A 16181-nucleotide genomic window follows, 5' to 3' on the forward strand; every position below is an offset into this window, starting at 1 on the left:
TGTTCAAGACGGTCTCCTAGACTTGTCCGCATGGCATTGTTCAGCGTGAAGATGCGCTCCAGCGCGCTCGGCTCCCACATCTCCGGCGCCGAGCGCATCGTGGAGGAGCGCGAGGTCCCCAACGTGTGCGCCGCTATGAGCACGCGCGCACTCGCACACAGCAAGGGGCAGCCGGACTCGATCACCGTGACCGTGAACGCCATCGACGGCGATGTCGCACATATCCCGGCGTTGCCTATCACGGAGGCGTGCTGCGCAGACCCGGCACAGGCCCGCGACACTGTCATCGAGGCCCTGGCCCCTCTGACCCCGCACGCCGCAGACGCATGGGAGATGCTCACCGGCGTGCGCGACATGCGCGGCGCGATCCTGTTCCATGCGGAAACCGGTGCACGTCTCGAACCAGATAACGCCCGCGGCGTGCGAGTGACCTCCATGGATGCCGCTGACGCAACGGGGGAGCGTCCCGAAGCGCGCTCCGGCAAGACCCGTGTCACCGATGCGCTCGTATTGGCTTCCAAGGTGGCGCACCACCCGTCTGTGCTCGCCGAGGTGTGCATCTCCGACGATCCGGACTACACCACCGGCTACGTGGCCTCCAGGAAGCTGGGCTACCTTCGCGTGCCCAACATGAAGCCGGCCGGCTCCCACATGGGCGGGCGCCTGTTCGTCGTGGACACTGACAACCCCGCGGGCCTGATCGATTACCTCGAACACACCCCCGTGCTGGTCGAGGAGGCCAAATGAGCTGGCTCGACAACGCTGCCGAGCAACAGCGCGCCACCTGGCGCAGCCAAGGCCTCGAGCGCACCCCCGCAATCTTTAGCACTGGCCAGACTCCGGTAGCGACCATCGACGGCGACGAGTACGTCCTGTTCAGCTCCTCGAACTACCTGGGGCTGGCCGAACACCCCGCCGTGAACAAAGCAGCCGCCAACGCGCTCAACCGTTTCGGCGTGGGCTCCGGCGGATCGCGCCTGACCACCGGCACCACGGACCTGCACGCCCAACTTGAGCGCGACTTCGCCCGCTTCCTCGACTACGAGGACGCGGTGTTTTTCTCCGCCGGGTTCATGGCGAATACTGGCGTGCTGCAGGCGCTCGCCGGCCCGGGCACACTCATCGTCTCGGACGAGCGCAACCACGCCAGCATCATCGACGGCTGCCGCCTGGCCAAGGCCCAAGGTGCCACGGTGCGCGTGTACCGGCACCGCGACCCGGCGCACGTCGACGAGCTGTTGCGAGGGCATTCCGGAGAAGCGATTGTGGTCACCGACGGGCTGTTTTCCATGGACGGCACCCTCGCGCCCGTCCCCGAACTTTTGGCCGTTTGCCGCGCCCACGGCGCCGCCCTCATGGCCGACGACGCGCACGGCACCGGCACCCTCGGCGCCACGGGCCGCGGCATTACAGAGCACTTTTCGCTTGTCGACGACCATCCGGACATCCTCGTCGCCACCTCATCCAAAGCGCTCGGAGCAGAGGGCGGGGCAGTGGCTGCCTCCGCTCCCGTGGCAAAACTCCTGCGGCAGAAGGCCCGCACCTTCGTCTATTCCACCTCGTCCACACCGGCCACGTGCGCGGCGGTGTCAGCGGCCATCGTCGAGCTCGAGGGCGAGGAGAGTCCGGTGCCTGCGCTGCACCGGAACATCCGTCGCTTGACACGCCAGCTCGGAATGGACGAGTGGGCCAGCCCGATCATCCCGGTGCCCATCGGCGATGAAACGCGCGCGGTGAACGCGTCCGCCAGACTCCGGGAGGCCGGGTACTTCGTGCCCGCCATTCGCTGGCCGACCGTCCCGCGTGGTGCGGCGATGCTGCGGGTGACGGTGATGGCCACCCACACCGACGAACAGATCGACGGGCTTGCGCAGGCACTGAGGCAGGTGCGCTAGAAGCGCTTTTCCACCGGGTTATCAATCTGGGTGTAGTCCGGCGCCTGCCAATCCACGTTCACCGTGTCCTTGGTGTCCAGGCCGACGTTCTTGCCGGCGGTGGGCACCTTGGCAAACGGGTTGCGGCGGGCGCGTCCGGCGCGCAGCTGGCGCTCCACACGCGTTGCCAGCATGGTCAGGCCGTAGTTGATCAGGATCATGATGATGGCCACCACGATCAACGACGGCAGGTAGTTCTGGTTGGCGGATGCGACCTGGGTGCCGGAGCGGACCACTTCCACGTAACCGATCTGGTAGCCGAGCGCGGAGTCCTTCAGTGCGATGACCATCTGGGAGATCAGCGCCGGCAGCATCGCCGCGACCGACTGCGGCAGCAAAATCCGGCCCATGGTCTGCCAGTGGCTCAGCCCCAACGCCTGGGCTGCTTCGGTCTGTCCGCGGGGCAGCGCCTTGATGCCGGCGCGCAGGATCTCCGCGATGACCGAGCCGTTGTACAGCGTCAGCGCGATCACTACGGCCCAGAAGGCGAGGTCCTTCGGCGGGACCAGCCGGTAGACGGCCAGCACCTGGTACAGGAAAATCATCAGCAACAGCACCGGGATGGCGCGGAAGCATTCGACGACGACAGCGCATATGCCCCGCACGAGCTTGCTGGGCGCGAGCCTGCCAAGGCCGAAGACCACGCCAAAGACGATGGCGAACAGGATGGAGACCACAGCTGCCTTAATCGTGCCCCACAGGCCCGGCAGGATGTAGGTGGTCCAGGTGTTGCCCTGCAAGAACGGGTTCCAGCGGCGCGCCTCCAGCTGGCCGTTGGCCGCGAGGTTGTCCAGCACCCAGCAGCCGGCGAGCACGACCACGACGACGGTCAGCGCGGTATAGATGTAGTTTCGGCGGACGGCGTTAGGCCCTGGGGCGTCGTAAAGCACCGTGGCTCGAACGGAAGAAGACATTATCGTTTCACCGCCAAACGGTTAGAGAGCCAGCCGACGAGCAGGCCCATGGGCAGGGTCAGCATGATGAATCCGAGCGCGAAGATGCCGAACACCGCGAAGAGCTGGTTGGCGTGGAACTCGATGGTGGACTTCATCAAAAGCGACGCCTCGGCCACGCCGATGACGGACGCGATTGTCGTGTTCTTCGTCAGCGCGATTAACGTGTTGCCCAGCGGCACGATCGCCGCGCGCAGCGCCTGGGGGAAGATGATCAGGGAGAAGATCTGCCCGAAGCTCAAGCCCAGCGAGCGCGCCGCTTCAGCCTGGCCGAAGTGCACGGTGTTGATGCCGCTTCGCAGAGACTCGGCCACGAAGCACGAGGTGTAGAGGACAAACCCCAAGATGGCCAGCCGGAAGTTCTGGTCCGCTAGGAAGGTTTGGGACTCGCGGCTGGCGAGTTCCAGGCCCAGGTTCTGGTACAGCCCGAAGGAGCAGAACAGCACCACGAGGGTGAGCGGGGTATTTCGCACGGTGTTGATGTAGAACGACGAAATGCTCCGCAAGATACCGACGGGGGAGACCCGCATGGCGGTGAGAATCGTACCCAGGATCATCGACCCGATCGCTGAGTAGAACGTCAGCTTGATGGTGGTCCAGAACGCTGGCCACAGCTTGGGCGCGAGATCGGCCCACATTGCATCCATAGCGGGAAACTCCCAACGGTGAAAACTGAATAGGAAGAGGCGGAGCGGGCGTTACTCGACGAAGGAGAGGTCGCCGACGTTGTCCTTCTCCACGCCCTGGCCGCCGTCGAGGTTCTCGTCGACGAACTTGTCAAAGGAGCCGTCCTCGTACAGGGCATCGAGTGCCTTGTTCACGGCCTCGAGCGCGCCCGGGTCCTCCTTCTTCAGACCGACGCCGTAGTGCTCGTTGGTGAACTCCTCGCCATCCTTCTTCAGCTCGACGACCTTGAAGTCGCCCGGGGACTGGGCGGAGTAGCCGCCAAGGATGGTCGCGTCGGTGGTCAACGCGTCGACATTGCCGTTGCGCAGTGCCTCAACGCAGGAGGAGTAGGTGTCGTACTCCTGCAGTTGCACGCCCGGGAGGGTGTCCTTGACCTTCTGCGCCGGGGTGGAGCCGGTCACGGAGCACAGGATGCGTCCGTCGAGAGACTCCAGGCCAGTGATCTGCGCGTCGTCGGAACGCACGAGCAGCGCCTGGTGGGTGAGCAGGTACGGGCCACCGAAGTCCACGGCTTCGGAGCGGGACTTGTTGATGGAGTAGGTCGCCGCGATCGCCGCGACCTCGCCGTTTTGCAGGACGGTCTCGCGCTGTGCGGACGGGGTCTCGCGCCAGGTGATCTCCGGGTGCTTCCAGCCGTTGTCGTCGGCGATGTGATTGACCACGTAGGTGATCACATCCACGTCCAAGCCGGTCATGGAACCGTCGGCCTCGCGCAGGCCGAGGCCCGGCTGGTCGTACTTGGTGCCGAGAGTGACGTTGCCGGCCTCGATCTGGCCGAGCAGGCCGCTATCTGTGGAGGTCTCATCACCGCCGCAGGCTGCGAGGGTAGTAGCCGCGAGCAAGACAGCGGCGGCGGACGATGCGATGCGGGTAGAGCGCTTCATTGTGGGTCTCCTTCTCAAGAAAATGATTTAGTGGGGCAGAATCTTGCCCAGGAAATCCCGGGCACGGTCGGACTGCGGGTTGGTAAAGAACGACTCGGGGTCCGTGTCCTCGACGATTTCGCCGTCGGCCATGAACAAGATGCGGTCCGCGACCTTGCGGGCGAACCCCATCTCGTGGGTGACAACAACCATCGTCATGCCGCTTCGCGCGAGCTCGCTCATCACGTCGAGCACCTCGCCGACCATTTCGGGGTCGAGGGCAGACGTGGGTTCGTCGAAAAGCATGACCTTCGGCTCCATGGCCAGAGCGCGAGCGATGGCCACGCGCTGCTGCTGGCCGCCGGAGAGCTGGGCGGGGTACTTCTCGGCTTGGTTGCCGATGCCCACGCGGTCCAGCAACTCCCGGGCGCGGGAAGTGGCTTCGGTCTTTTTGGCCTTGCGCACCTTCATCGGCCCGAGCGTGACGTTGTCCAGGATGGTCAGATGGGGAAACAGGTTGAACTGCTGGAACACCATGCCGACGTCCGAACGCAGCCGCGCCAGTTCCCTGCCCTCTGCGGGCAGTTCCTGGCCGTCGATGTCGATCGTGCCTTCCTCGATGGTTTCGAGGCGGTTAATCGTCCGACACAGGGTGGACTTTCCGGACCCCGACGGCCCCAGCACCACAACCACTTGTCCGCGGGGGATCTCGAGGTTGATGTTTTTCAGCGCGTGGAAGTCGTCGAAGTACTTCTCCACACCCACCATGCGAATCATGGGTTCGGCAATTTCCTGTGTCATGTACCGCACCTTAAGCCATAGCTGTGAGTCAGATGACACAAATGGAAAAGAATTTTGTGGATCACCTGGAAAACCGCATACAGAACGCGGGTCGGTGACGGTAAGGCTGCGGTTAGGCGCAGACAGCTCACCTGGTTAGACTGTCTCGCCGTGACTACGGCGAGCACCACCCAAAACAGCAATCCCCGCACCTACGAGGTGCGCACGTTCGGCTGCCAGATGAACGTGCACGACTCCGAGCGTCTTTCCGGCATGCTCGAAGACGCGGGCTACGTCGCGGCCGATGCGGGCGAGGAGCCCGACCTGGTGGTCTTCAACACCTGCGCGGTGCGCGAGAACGCCGACAAGCGCCTCTACGGCTCGCTGGGCCAGCTGAAAAACGTCAAGGCCGACCACCCGGGCATGCAGATCGCCGTCGGCGGGTGCCTGGCGCAGAAGGACCGCGACACCGTCATTGCAAAGGCGCCGTGGGTCGACGCTGTCTTTGGCACCCACAACATCTCTGCGCTGCCGGCGTTGCTCGACCGGGCCCGTGTAGAGGATGAGGCCCAGGTGGAGATTGTCGAAGCCCTCGAGGTCTTCCCGTCCGTGCTGCCCGCCAAGCGCGAATCCGCCTACGCCGGCTGGGTGTCCATCTCCGTGGGCTGCAACAACACCTGCACGTTCTGCATCGTGCCCAGCCTGCGCGGTAAGGAAGTGGACCGCCGCCCGGGCGAGATCCTCGCCGAGGTCAAAGCACTTGTGGACCAGGGCGTCTCCGAGGTGACCCTGCTGGGGCAGAACGTGAACTCGTACGGCGTGAACTTCGTCGACGAGGACATGGAGCGCGACCGCTCCGCGTTTTCCAAGCTGCTGCGCGCCTGCGGCGACATCGAGGGCTTGGAGCGCGTGCGTTTCACCTCCCCGCACCCGGCGGAGTTCACCTCCGATGTCATCGACGCGATGGCGGAGACCCCGAACGTGTGCCCGCAGCTGCACATGCCGCTGCAGTCCGGCTCGGACAAGGTGCTCAAGGACATGCGCCGGTCCTACCGCTCCAAGAAGTTCCTGGCCATTTTGGACGAGGTGCGCGAGAAGCTGCCGCACGCGGCGATCACCACCGACATCATTGTCGGCTTCCCGGGCGAGACCGAAGAGGATTTCCAGGCCACCCTCGACGTGGTTGAGAAGGCGCGCTTCACCTCGGCGTTTACCTTCCAGTACTCGCCGCGCCCCGGCACCCCGGCGGCGGAGATGGAAGATCAGATCCCCAAGGCTGTGGTCCAGGAGCGTTTCGAGCGCCTCCACGCACTGCAGGAGCGGATCAGCGCGGAGGAAAACGCGAAGCTCGTGGATACGCGCCAGGAGCTGTTGGTGCAGGAGGACGGCCGCAAGAACGACCGCACGCATCGCATGTCCGGCCGTGCCCGCGACGGGCGCCTGGTGCACTTCGCGCTCGAGGGCAACATCGACGGCGAGGTCCGCCCGGGCGATATCGTCACCGTCACCATCACCGACGCGAAGCCGCACTACCTGATCGCGGATTCCGGCATCCACGAGCACCGCCGCACCAAGGCCGGCGACAACTCCGCTAGGGGAGAGGTGCCCACCACCGCGCCGATCGGGGTGGGCCTTGGCCTGCCGACGATCGGCCGGCCCGCCGCCGCTCCAGCAGATTCCGCCTGCTGCGGCGGCTAGGGCTACAGTTGGGCGACATGACGCAGCCCAACACCGAATCCCTTGCCCGCGCGGAGAAGAAAGCCGCATCCACCGTGGACATGGGCGTAAAACGCTGGGTGCTCGCCGCCGCGGTAGCCATCTACGTGGTGGCGCTGTTCCTGCCGTTCGTCGGCGGGGCGTCGCTGTGGCAGGTGCTTGCCGCCACCGACGCGGCGAAGGACGCCCAGACCGCGATCACGGAGTACGTCTTCGCGTGGATCTCACTTATCGGCGTCGGTGTGCTGACCACCCTTGCCGTTGCCACGCAGCGCTTCGCACTCGCGGTTCCCGCATGGATGGTCACCACCGTCTCGCTGGTCTATTCCGTGCTTGGCATCTGGCTGCGCAACTCCAACGCCTCCGGCATCAGCCGTGGCCCCGGCTACTACCTGGTCGTGCTCGCGGTGGTGATCGTGGTGCTCACGGTGTTCCCGTTGATCCTGTCGCGCAACGAGGAACAGGAAGCCGTCGCTAAGCAGCGTGCCGAGGCGCAAGGCAAGGATGAGGTGGCGCTCGCGCAGCGCGCCGCGACGAGGGAGCAGGAGAACCCTTTGCTTATCGACGACCGCCGTGCCCGCGCAGCAGAGCGACACCGCAAGACGTTGGACTAACGGATACAAAACTGGGGCGGGTCCCCAGCCCGCAAAAGACGATATCGGCGTTTAGCGTGACCGCCGATCCGCGACCTGGGCTTTTCCGGCGGGTCACCTTGTAAACGCCGATATCGGCCTTTGGCGAGCTGCCTAATTCTTCTGCCACGCGGTGGTGGAGGAAACCACCTCAGCGTCAAGCCCGCGCATGATGGCGTTCGCCGCGGGGGAGTCGGCGGGGTAGGAGCAGTAGACCGTCTCCAGGTCCTCCCAGATCTCCTTGGCGCGCGTGAGCGACGAGCGCAGCAGTGCCGAGCCGATGCCGCGGCCGCGGTGCTCGGGCAGCACGTAGACCAGGCCCAGCTCGCAGACTTTCGCGTCGTCGGCGAGGAAGCGCACTACCTCGCACAATCCGACGATCACGCCGTCGACGTAAGCGAGGCCCGTCAGCTGCGCGCCGCCGCGGTCCTGCAACCTCGCCCCGGCGTCGCGGATGCGCTCGAGGTCCCACTCGATGGTGTCCATGACCAGATCGCCGCGCGGGTAGTCGCGCGACGCCGCCGTGAGCAGACGGGAGAACTGCTGCACCTCGTCCGCGCCGGCCTTTCTCCGAGAGAAGAAACCGGGTCCCTCGATCACCGCAAACTCTGCATCCACCGTGGCCACAGCGTCAGGCAGCCCCTCAATCGCGGAGATGGAAAACGTGCCCTGGTCCTCCCGGAACGCCGGCGTGTAGCCGTAGCCCCGCACGTTCGGCGGCTCATCGGCGTCAAGGGCGTGGGTGACCCACAGCTGGCGGGTGGGGCGGGACAGGCGGGCCGACAGGTCGTCGAGAAGCTTTAGCGCGCTTTCCCACGGCGCGTCGGGGATGGGCTCGCCCGGAAGGGGAGCGAGCTCGGAATCGAACGTGAAGTTCGCTTCGATCACGCCGCGGTCCTCCAGCAGGGGGAGGGAGACGAACAGCCAGGCGTCGAGGAAGTCGAGGTCTTCGGCGAACAGCTCCGGGTAGCCCAAGTCGGTGACCGGACGCAGGTGCTGCGTTGAAACTAAGCCGAACAGCATGGCCTCGGACTCGGCGGAGGGCTCGAGGCGCTTGGCGATGTGGGCGGCGGACACACCGGAGGTAGCAAGACCCGTGATGTCCTGGATGGCCAGCGTGGCGGAAAAGGCGTAGCCCCCGACCACGGCCTCGGCATCATCGCCGTGGTCTGGTCGGGGGAGAAAAAGGTGGGGGTGGAGCACTCGCGCTAACTTACTAGCCCTCGTTGACGGCCTTGGCGGCGACGTCGGCGAACTCCTGCCACTGCTTCGCCTGCTCGCGAAGGGACGCGGCCTTGGCGGCGTCGCCCTTGGCCTCGGCGGCCTCGGCCTGTTTGGTGAAGTCGTCGGCCTTGACCTGGAACTGGTTGACCTTGTCCTGCTGCGCCGGGTCAGTCTTGCGCCAGCGGGAATCCTCCGCCTCGGACACGCGCTGCTCGATGCGGCCGATCTTGTCCTCGAACTCGCGCACACGTCCGCGCGGGACAAAGCCGATCTCGTCCCACTTGTCCTGCAGCTCGCGCAGCTTCGCCTTCGCGGTGCCGAGCCCCTTCGTGGGGTCGATCAGCGAGTCGTACTCGGAAATCAGCGCGTCCTTCGCCTCGGCGTTGGCCTCGAACTCGCGGTCGCGCTCGGCGTTGACGGCGTTGCGGGCCTCGAAGAAGTGGTCCTGGGCGGCGCGGAAGCGCTCCCACAGCTTGTCGTCCACCTCGCGCGGGGCGCGGCCGGCGGCCTTCCACTCCGTCATCAGGTCGCGGTAGGCGCGGGCGGTGTGGCCCCAGTCGGTGGAGTCCTTCAGCGCCTCGGCACGCTCGACCAGCTCCTCCTTGGTCTTCCTGGCCTGCGCACGGTTGCGGTCCAGCTCGGCGAAGTGGGAGCCGCGGCGGCGGTTGAAGCTGTCGCGGGCGCGGGAGTAGCGCTTCCACAGCTCGTCGTCGGTTGCGCGGTCGATGCCGCGGATGCCGCGCCACTCCTCTAGGATCGCGCGGATGCGGTCGCCCGCGGCCTTCCACTCCGTGGAGTTCTCCGCCAGGTCCTCGGCCTCTGCGGCGAGCGCTTCCTTGCGGGCGATTGCCTGCTCGCGGCGCTGCGCCTTCTGCTCCTTCGCCTTTTCGCGCGCGGTATCGGAAGCGTCAATCGCCTTGTCCAGGCGCGCCTCCACAGCGTCGATGTCGCCGATCACTGCGGCGTCCGCAAGCGATGCCTTGAGCGCCTCCGCGGACTTGCGCAGCGCATCCGCGTCCTCCGGGTGGGCGCGCAGACGCGTCTCGATGAGCTCCACCTCGGTGACCAAGTCGTCGTAGCGCTGGCCGTAGTGCGCCAGGCCCTCTGCGGGCGTGCCCGCCTGCCAGGAACCGATCTGGCGTTCCTCGCTGCCGCGGGTGAGGAAGACGTTGCCCTCATCGTCCACGCGGCCGAACTTGGACGGGTCCGACGGCTCACGTGCCGGCAGGGGAGCCGGGGTGACGGTCTTCGCCGCTGCTCCGGGACGTGGCCCGGGCTTCTTTGCCATTTTCGCCATCGCTGCCGGCGACGGTGCCTTGGTGCCCGGGGTCGGAGTGGAGTTCGAATCGGTCATAGTGGACATCCTTTCCGCGGCCGGAGATGTGGCCGCACTGTGCCGCGCGTCGCGGCTGCCTTGCGCAATGCGTGCGATATTACCGGCACTTCACGCCCCGCGGGGATCAAACCGGGCGCTGGGTAGGGTTGTGCGCGTGAGATCAAACCTCTGGATCGTGCCGGGATCGCCAGCACTCGCGCTTTCGCCTAGCGACGCCGCTTCGCAACGCCTCGTACAGGCCGTCCGTGCGCTCGCAGGCGGGCTCGACGGCAGGGCGATCGACATCGTCTGCTCGCTGGATGAGCGCTGGTATACAGCCCACACCGGGTCTCTCAAAGCCTGGGGCGGGCCGGAGATCACCGTGCGTGCAGGCAACCACCTCGGCGAGCTGGTCGCACGTTTCGCCCTGGGGGACCCGGAGGTGCGCGAGGTCCGCGGCGAGATCAGCACCCCCGACCCGGACGCGGTGACCGTGGTGGTGCTCGACGGCCCAGCCGGGCTGACCCAGCGCGCCCCGCTCGCGCTGGTCGACGGCGCGCCGGAGTACCACCAGCGTCTGTGCAGGTGGCTGGACGGTGGGCAACTGGAGGTCGCTGATAAGCAATTGCTCGAACCCGCGTTGTGGCACGAACTGGCGACGCTGCGGCCGCACAAGGCGACATTGCTGGACCACGACGACACATTAGGAGTAGGACGCTACGTAGCGGAGTGGAGCGTATGAAACCGATTGCAGTAGTGGGGCCGACCGCCAGCGGCAAGTCCGCGCTCGGCATCGCGCTGGCGCACGAGTTCGGCGGCGAAGTGGTCAACGTGGACTCCATGCAGCTGTACAAGGGCATGGACATCGGCACCGCGAAGTTGCCCGTGGAGGAGCGCGAGGGCATCCCGCACCACCTGCTGGACATCTGGGAGGTCACCCGCACAGCCTCGGTGGCCGAGTACCAGTCGCTCGCGGTGGCGACGGTGGAAGAGATCATGGCGCGCGGCAGGGTGCCCGTGCTGGTGGGCGGCTCGATGTTGTACGCGCAATCGCTCATCGACGCCTGGTCGTTCCCGCCCACCGACCCCACCGTGCGCGCGAAGTACGAGGAGCGCCTGGCCGAGATCGGCGTGGACGCGCTGCACGCGGAGCTGGCCGAGGTGGATCCGCAAGCCGCCCGCATCATTGAGGACAAGGACCCGCGCCGCACCGTGCGCGCGCTCGAGGTGATCGAGCTGACCGGCAAACCGTTCCAGGCGTCGCAGCCGCCGAAGAACGCAGCACCCCGTTGGGGCACGCGCATCCTGGGGCTGCGCACGAACGCCGAGTGGCTGAACCCGCGCATCGAGCTGCGCACGCGCATGATGTTTGAGCAGGGGCTTATCGACGAAACACGTGGCCTGGTGGACGCCGGCCTCGTGCGCGATTCCACCGCCGGACGCGCCATTGGCTACGCCCAAGTGCTGGCGATGCTGGATGGCGAGCTCACCGAGGACGAGGCGGTGGAGCAGACGATTACCGGCACGCGCCGGTACGTGCGCCGCCAACGCTCCTGGTTCAACCGCGACCCGCGGACCGTGTGGCTGGACGCTGCCGGCGCGGACGTTATGGGCGCCGCGTTAGACTCGCTGGCGTGAAATTTATTAAAGCGCACGCCACCGAAAACGACTTCGTCGTCCTCATCGACGTTGAGGACACCCTCGATGTGACCCCGGAGCAGGTCGCCTTCCTCTGCGACCGCCGCGCCGGCGTCGGCGGCGACGGGCTGCTGCGGGTGGTGCGCCGCGGGGGAGCAGACGGCAGGTGGTTCATGGACTACCGCAACGCCGACGGCACCATCGCGGAGATGTGCGGCAACGGCATTCGCGCATTCGCGCACGTGCTGGTGGCCGAGGGGCTCGAAGACGCAACAGAGTTCGACGTGGACACGCGCGCCGGGGTCAAGCACATCCGGGTGATCTCCGCCGACTGCGCCGACGCGATTGTGTCTGTGGGCATGGGCCGCGTTGAAGTCACTGGCGTGTCCACCGCGTCCATGGGGGAGGCCCAGTTCGCCGGCATCGGCGTGGACGTGGGCAACCCGCACTTGGCCTGTGTGATCCCGGGGATGAGCTCATCGGATCTCGCGGACATGCAGTTCGTGGCCCCCGAGTTCGACCCGGAGTTCTTCCCCAAGGGTGTGAACGTGGAGGTGCTCACCGAGCTGGATCAGGGAGGCGTGCACATGCGCGTGTGGGAGCGCGGCGTGGGCGAGACCCGCTCCTGCGGCACCGGCACCGTCGCCGCGGCGCAGGCGGCGCTTGCGGACGCAGGCATCGAAAACGGCTCCGTGATCGTGAACGTCCCGGGTGGGGCCGTCGAGGTCGTGCTTGACGGCGGCGAGGCCACGATGACTGGCCCATCGACGATCGTGTTCCGCGGGGAGCTGGCGGACGAGTTGTAGGTTCGGACCTACGCCGGGCCGATTTCTTTCGCGGCCCGGCGTGCGTCGTCCCACGCCTCCTGCAACTCGAAGGCGCGCTCGTCGGCGACGGTGAGGAGACGCTCCAGCTGCGCTTTGTCGGTGGAGGTGGAATCCAGGTAGCCGTCGATGCGCTCCAAAAAGCGCCGGGCGGAAGATGCCCGCAGGAGGAATTCGTTGACCTGCGGCACTGAACTATCCGGGTTTGCCAGGGCAGGGTAGTGCAAGGTGCGGTCCGCGATGTCGGACGCGCTCGCTCCGTGCTGCAGTTGCTCGTAGGCGTCGAGCACTTCAGCGATATCGTCGCGCGCGTACTGCAGCGACGACCGGATGGCCAGCACCTCCGGGTCAATCTGTACGCGTCGCACGAGCAAGATCGCACTGATGATCAGCAGTGCCGACAGCAAAAGCCCCGGCAGTTTGAGCGTGAACACCAGCAGCACAACGGCAGCGAGCACGAGTGCGCCGATTAACGCGCGTGAGAGATCCCTGTTCGGTGAACTCATCGGCAGGCCCTTGTAACGGCTAGTGGCCGCCGCACCCGCAGGATCCGCCGCAGCCTCCGCAGCCGCCGCCGGAAGGCGTCGGGATGGAACCGGCCATGACGGCGGTGCCGGCGATTACGGAATCGCGCGCGGGCAACTCGCCGTCGGGCAGGCACACGTCGAACGGGAACGCCGCGTCGACGGAGACGTGGATGAAGCGCTGACCTGTCAGCGCGGAGGTGCGGTACTCCGCCTCCAGCACGCGCGCCGAAAACTCAGCGCTCGCGTCCGGGGTGGTGGCGCTGCCGTTTGCCACGGCCTCGGCGCCGGGGGAGGCCACGGTGCCGACGACGGCGCCCGGGTGCTGCGCCAGGTAGGCCTCGGTGGATTCGTAGCGGTCAACAGCCAGGCCCAGCGCCGTGACGGAGAGCTCTTGCCACTCGAGCGCGGGATCGTCCACAAGCAACGGCTCCTGCGCGAGGTTCACCGTCAGCGATGCCATGGCGTTGCCGCGGGGATCGACCACATCGGCCAGCGCGACAACGTCGTTAAGCGGCGTGATGTGCGCGTAGGTGCGGGTGACCGACTCGAATCCTGCGAAGGTGGCAAACGGCTCCACAGCCAGGATGTTCAGCTGCGCGCCCGACGGGTCGGTGTACTGGATCAGCTGGCCGCCGCGGACCTCGCCGACGACGGCGAGGCGGTCGGTGGCAATCGCGGCTTCGACCGCGTCCTGCCACTTGTTGAAGCTCAAGCCGAGTGCGGAAAGATCGGTGCTCACTGCTGTGCTCATGGCCGTAGATTCTAGTCAATCGCCCCGACCGGGAAGAATCCTGGGCCTTTCCGCGTTCTATCGGGTAGATATGACAGTGACAGATTCAACACACAGGAAAGATCGCTTTTTGCTTGAAGACGAACTGACGCCCGAGCAACGCGCCCACGAAGAGCTGCTGCGACAGGCGTTTCGCCACAACGAGCCACAGCCCGGCGCGGAACCCACCGTCGGCGCCCTTGACCTGGCGGACCGCAACTCGTTCCGCTCCGTTGCCGGAGCCACGGAGCTGCGCTCCGAAGACCACGTCGACATCTACGAGGTGGAGTACCGCAAGCTCCGCATCGAACAAGTACTTCTCGTCGGCGCCTGGACCGAAGGCACCGTAAAGGAGATTGAGGCGAGCATGTGGGAGCTGGCGGCGCTGGCGAAAACCGCCGGAGCCGAGGTGCTGGACATGCTGTACCAGAAGCGCGACAAGCCGGACCCGGGCACTTACATTGGCTCGGGCAAGGTGGCGGAGCTGCGCGAGATCGTGCAGGCCACCGGTGCGGACACGGTGATTTTCGACGGCGAGCTGTCGCCGTCGCAGATGATCGCGCTTGAGGAAGCGCTGAAGATTAAGGTGATCGACCGCACCATGCTCATCCTGGACATCTTCGCCCAGCACGCGAAGAGCAAGGAGGGCAAAGCCCAGGTGAGCCTTGCACAGATGGAGTACCTCTACAGCCGCACCCGTGGTTGGGGCGGCAACCTGTCGCGCCAGGCCGGCGGCCGCGCCGGCTCCAACGGCGGTGTGGGCCTGCGTGGTCCCGGTGAGACGCGTATCGAGGCGGACCGTCGCCGCCTGCGCACCGAGATGGCCAAGCTGCGCCACCAGCTGCGCGACATGACTACGGCACGCGAGGTCAAGCGCGCGCAGCGCCAGCGCTCCACGATCCCGAAGATCGCGATTGCCGGCTACACCAACGCGGGTAAGTCCTCGCTGATCAACGCGATGACTGGCGCAGGTGTGCTGGTGGAAGACGCGCTGTTTGCCACCCTGGATCCGTCCACACGCAAGGCGAAACTCGCGGACGGGCGCAACGTGGTGCTCACCGACACCGTCGGGTTCGTGCGCCACCTGCCCACCCAACTGGTCGAGGCGTTCAAGTCCACGCTTGAAGAGGTTGCGGGCGCAGACCTTGTGCTGCACGTTGTGGACGGCTCGGACGCGTTCCCGCTGAAGCAGATCGAGGCCGTCAACGAGGTCCTTGCGGAGGTCACCCGCGATTCCGGCGAAGAAATGCCGCCTGAAATCGTGGTGGTGAACAAAATCGACGAGGCCGACCCGCTCGTGCTGGCCGAGCTGCGCCACGCGTTTGAGAAGACCGGGCGCACGGCCGTGTTCGTCTCCGCGCTGACCGGCGAAGGCATCGAGGAGTTGGAAGCGCGCATCGAGCAGCACCTCAACTCCATCGACGCGCACGTGACCATGGTGGTGCCGTATACCCGCGGCGACGTGGTCAGTCGCGTCCACGACGAGGGCACGGTGCGCTCGGAGGAATACGAAGAGGCAGGAACGCGTATCGACGTCCGCCTGCCCCGCGTCCTGGCCGAGCAGTACGCGGAGTTCGTGGTCAGCTAGCTAGCGCTCAAGCTTGGCCGCGGCATCCTCATCGAGGATGACCGTGGTGCGGGGGTGGTTTTGCAGGACCGACGCCGGGCAGCCCGGGGTCACCGGGCCTTCAACGAGGGCCTTGACCGCGTCAGCCTTGTTCGGGCCGGTGGCGATGAGCACGATGGTGTGCGCCTCCATGATGGTGCCCACGCCCTGGGTCAGGGCCTTGCGGGGCACCTGGTCCTCGTTGTCGAAGAAGCGGGCGTTGTCTGCCACGGTGGTGGGGTGCAGCTCGATTTCGCGCGTGCGCGAATCTAGCGCGCTGGGCGGCTCGTTGAACGCGATGTGGCCGTTGGCGCCCACGCCCAAGATCTGCACGTCCACGCCGCCGGCGGCGGCGATGCGCTCCTCGTAGCTGCGGGCTTCTGCCTCGGGGTCGGCCGAGCGGCCGTCGAGAGACTGCACCTTCGCATCGTCGATGTCGATGTGGTCGGTGAACTCGCGGCGGATGGTTGCGTAGTAGGACTGCTCGTCGGAGCGTTCCAGCCCGACGTACTCGTCCAGGAGGAACGCGTCGCACTGTGCGAAGCTCAGATTCTCCTCGCGGTGGCGGCGGGCCAGCTCCATGTACGTGGGGTTCGGGGTCGAACCCGTGGCCAGGCCGAGCGTCGCGCCATCGCGCACGAACGGTTCGATGATGTCGGCTGCGGACACGCCTACTTCTTCGGCGGTGGGGCGCACAATGATTTCCATGATGC

Annotated in this window: 17 protein-coding genes; 8 read left to right on the plus strand and 9 right to left on the minus strand. The window is 66.3% G+C overall.

Annotation, left to right across the window (positions count from 1 at the left end; all coding sequences use genetic code 11):
• The first annotated feature begins 30 nt into the window (after positions 1–30).
• Both HMPREF3151_RS05335 and HMPREF3151_RS05340 read left to right on the plus strand, forming a co-directional pair.
• Positions 31–747 (plus strand): 6-carboxyhexanoate--CoA ligase, encoded by a 717-nt coding sequence (locus HMPREF3151_RS05335; protein WP_070474209.1) that lies wholly within the window; start codon positions 31–33, stop codon positions 745–747.
• Positions 744–1895 carry an aminotransferase class I/II-fold pyridoxal phosphate-dependent enzyme gene (locus HMPREF3151_RS05340; protein ID WP_070474212.1) on the plus strand — a complete coding sequence of 384 codons (1152 nt, stop codon included), beginning with the start codon at positions 744–746 and terminating at the stop codon, positions 1893–1895. Before HMPREF3151_RS05335 ends, HMPREF3151_RS05340 begins: the two co-directional genes overlap by 4 nt.
• Here the strand turns inward: HMPREF3151_RS05340 and HMPREF3151_RS05345 are convergent.
• The 4 genes from HMPREF3151_RS05345 to gluA are packed head-to-tail and all read right to left on the minus strand — an operon-like array spanning position 1892 to position 5214.
• The gene (locus HMPREF3151_RS05345) at positions 1892–2848 is read right to left on the minus strand and encodes an amino acid ABC transporter permease (protein ID WP_070474215.1); all 957 of its coding nucleotides are present in this window, start codon (positions 2846–2848) and stop codon (positions 1892–1894) included. The two genes, HMPREF3151_RS05340 and HMPREF3151_RS05345, sit on opposite strands and share 4 nt — an antisense overlap.
• The gene (gene gluC / locus HMPREF3151_RS05350; RefSeq protein ID WP_070474218.1) at positions 2848–3534 is read right to left on the minus strand and encodes a glutamate ABC transporter permease GluC; all 687 of its coding nucleotides are present in this window, start codon (positions 3532–3534) and stop codon (positions 2848–2850) included. Before gluC ends, HMPREF3151_RS05345 begins: the two co-directional genes overlap by 1 nt.
• A 51-nt stretch (positions 3535–3585) precedes the next feature.
• A complete protein-coding gene (locus HMPREF3151_RS05355; RefSeq protein WP_070474221.1) occupies positions 3586–4458 on the minus strand; it encodes a glutamate ABC transporter substrate-binding protein in 873 nt (290 codons plus the stop codon).
• Between the two features lie 27 nt (positions 4459–4485).
• Positions 4486–5214, minus strand: a complete 729-nt coding sequence (gluA, locus tag HMPREF3151_RS05360) for a glutamate ABC transporter ATP-binding protein GluA (protein WP_070844282.1) — start codon at positions 5212–5214, stop codon at positions 4486–4488.
• A gap of 174 nt (positions 5215–5388) precedes the next feature.
• Here gluA and miaB point away from each other — a divergent pair, with 174 nt between their 5' ends.
• Both miaB and HMPREF3151_RS05370 read left to right on the plus strand, forming a co-directional pair.
• The gene (gene miaB / locus HMPREF3151_RS05365; protein WP_070474226.1) at positions 5389–6915 is read left to right on the plus strand and encodes a tRNA (N6-isopentenyl adenosine(37)-C2)-methylthiotransferase MiaB; all 1527 of its coding nucleotides are present in this window, start codon (positions 5389–5391) and stop codon (positions 6913–6915) included.
• Between the two features lie 17 nt (positions 6916–6932).
• Complete coding sequence (locus HMPREF3151_RS05370; protein WP_070474509.1) at positions 6933–7547, plus strand: Rv2732c family membrane protein; 615 nt, start codon at positions 6933–6935, stop codon at positions 7545–7547.
• 132 nt (positions 7548–7679) lie between these two features.
• Here HMPREF3151_RS05370 and HMPREF3151_RS05375 read toward each other — a convergent pair whose 3' ends face one another.
• The gene (locus HMPREF3151_RS05375) at positions 7680–8768 is read right to left on the minus strand and encodes a GNAT family N-acetyltransferase (protein WP_070474231.1); all 1089 of its coding nucleotides are present in this window, start codon (positions 8766–8768) and stop codon (positions 7680–7682) included.
• A 13-nt stretch (positions 8769–8781) separates the two neighbouring features.
• Entirely contained in the window at positions 8782–10143 is a 1362-nt protein-coding gene (locus HMPREF3151_RS05380; RefSeq protein ID WP_070474234.1) for a DUF349 domain-containing protein, read from the minus strand.
• A 136-nt stretch (positions 10144–10279) separates the two neighbouring features.
• Here HMPREF3151_RS05380 and HMPREF3151_RS05385 point away from each other — a divergent pair, with 136 nt between their 5' ends.
• From HMPREF3151_RS05385 to dapF, 3 genes are read left to right on the plus strand one after another with little or no spacing between them, the layout of a single operon-like run.
• Complete coding sequence (locus HMPREF3151_RS05385) at positions 10280–10846, plus strand: hypothetical protein (protein ID WP_070474512.1); 567 nt, start codon at positions 10280–10282, stop codon at positions 10844–10846.
• Positions 10843–11742, plus strand: a complete 900-nt coding sequence (miaA, locus tag HMPREF3151_RS05390; protein WP_070474237.1) for a tRNA (adenosine(37)-N6)-dimethylallyltransferase MiaA — start codon at positions 10843–10845, stop codon at positions 11740–11742. Before HMPREF3151_RS05385 ends, miaA begins: the two co-directional genes overlap by 4 nt.
• Positions 11739–12548 (plus strand): diaminopimelate epimerase, encoded by an 810-nt coding sequence (gene dapF / locus HMPREF3151_RS05395; RefSeq protein ID WP_070474239.1) that lies wholly within the window; start codon positions 11739–11741, stop codon positions 12546–12548. Before miaA ends, dapF begins: the two co-directional genes overlap by 4 nt.
• 8 nt (positions 12549–12556) lie before the next feature.
• Here the strand turns inward: dapF and HMPREF3151_RS05400 are convergent, their stop codons facing one another.
• Together HMPREF3151_RS05400 and HMPREF3151_RS05405 are read right to left on the minus strand one after the other, a co-directional pair.
• A complete protein-coding gene (locus HMPREF3151_RS05400; protein ID WP_070474242.1) occupies positions 12557–13072 on the minus strand; it encodes a hypothetical protein in 516 nt (171 codons plus the stop codon).
• A gap of 19 nt (positions 13073–13091) precedes the next feature.
• Entirely contained in the window at positions 13092–13844 is a 753-nt protein-coding gene (locus tag HMPREF3151_RS05405) for a hypothetical protein (protein WP_141741338.1), read from the minus strand.
• Between the two features lie 70 nt (positions 13845–13914).
• Between HMPREF3151_RS05405 and hflX the strand changes: the two genes are divergently transcribed.
• Entirely contained in the window at positions 13915–15450 is a 1536-nt protein-coding gene (gene hflX, locus HMPREF3151_RS05410; RefSeq protein ID WP_083290200.1) for a GTPase HflX, read from the plus strand.
• On the opposite strand, the gene nagB is transcribed toward hflX, so the two are convergent.
• Entirely contained in the window at positions 15451–16176 is a 726-nt protein-coding gene (nagB, locus tag HMPREF3151_RS05415; RefSeq protein ID WP_070474517.1) for a glucosamine-6-phosphate deaminase, read from the minus strand.
• Between the last annotated feature and the right edge of the window lie 5 nt (positions 16177–16181).

It is taken from the genome of Corynebacterium sp. HMSC05H05, from assembly GCF_001807265.1.
GTDB lineage: Bacteria > Actinomycetota > Actinomycetes > Mycobacteriales > Mycobacteriaceae > Corynebacterium.

Bases quoted from the DNA above. Each gene is read 5' to 3' on its own strand.
- HMPREF3151_RS05335 (WP_070474209.1), top strand. From the start codon at position 31: ATGGCATTGTTCAGCGTGAAGATGCGCTCCAGCGCGCTCGGCTCCCAC.
- HMPREF3151_RS05340 (WP_070474212.1), top strand. From the start codon at position 744: ATGAGCTGGCTCGACAACGCTGCCGAGCAACAGCGCGCCACCTGGCGC.
- HMPREF3151_RS05345 (WP_070474215.1), bottom strand. From the start codon at position 2,848: ATGTCTTCTTCCGTTCGAGCCACGGTGCTTTACGACGCCCCAGGGCCT.
- gluC (WP_070474218.1), bottom strand. From the start codon at position 3,534: ATGGATGCAATGTGGGCCGATCTCGCGCCCAAGCTGTGGCCAGCGTTC.
- HMPREF3151_RS05355 (WP_070474221.1), bottom strand. From the start codon at position 4,458: ATGAAGCGCTCTACCCGCATCGCATCGTCCGCCGCCGCTGTCTTGCTC.
- gluA (WP_070844282.1), bottom strand. From the start codon at position 5,214: ATGATTCGCATGGTGGGTGTGGAGAAGTACTTCGACGACTTCCACGCG.
- HMPREF3151_RS05370 (WP_070474509.1), top strand. From the start codon at position 6,933: ATGACGCAGCCCAACACCGAATCCCTTGCCCGCGCGGAGAAGAAAGCC.
- HMPREF3151_RS05380 (WP_070474234.1), bottom strand. From the start codon at position 10,143: ATGACCGATTCGAACTCCACTCCGACCCCGGGCACCAAGGCACCGTCG.
- miaA (WP_070474237.1), top strand. From the start codon at position 10,843: ATGAAACCGATTGCAGTAGTGGGGCCGACCGCCAGCGGCAAGTCCGCG.
- HMPREF3151_RS05400 (WP_070474242.1), bottom strand. From the start codon at position 13,072: ATGAGTTCACCGAACAGGGATCTCTCACGCGCGTTAATCGGCGCACTC.
- HMPREF3151_RS05405 (WP_141741338.1), bottom strand. From the start codon at position 13,844: ATGAGCACAGCAGTGAGCACCGATCTTTCCGCACTCGGCTTGAGCTTC.
- hflX (WP_083290200.1), top strand. From the start codon at position 13,915: ATGACAGTGACAGATTCAACACACAGGAAAGATCGCTTTTTGCTTGAA.
- nagB (WP_070474517.1), bottom strand. From the start codon at position 16,176: ATGGAAATCATTGTGCGCCCCACCGCCGAAGAAGTAGGCGTGTCCGCA.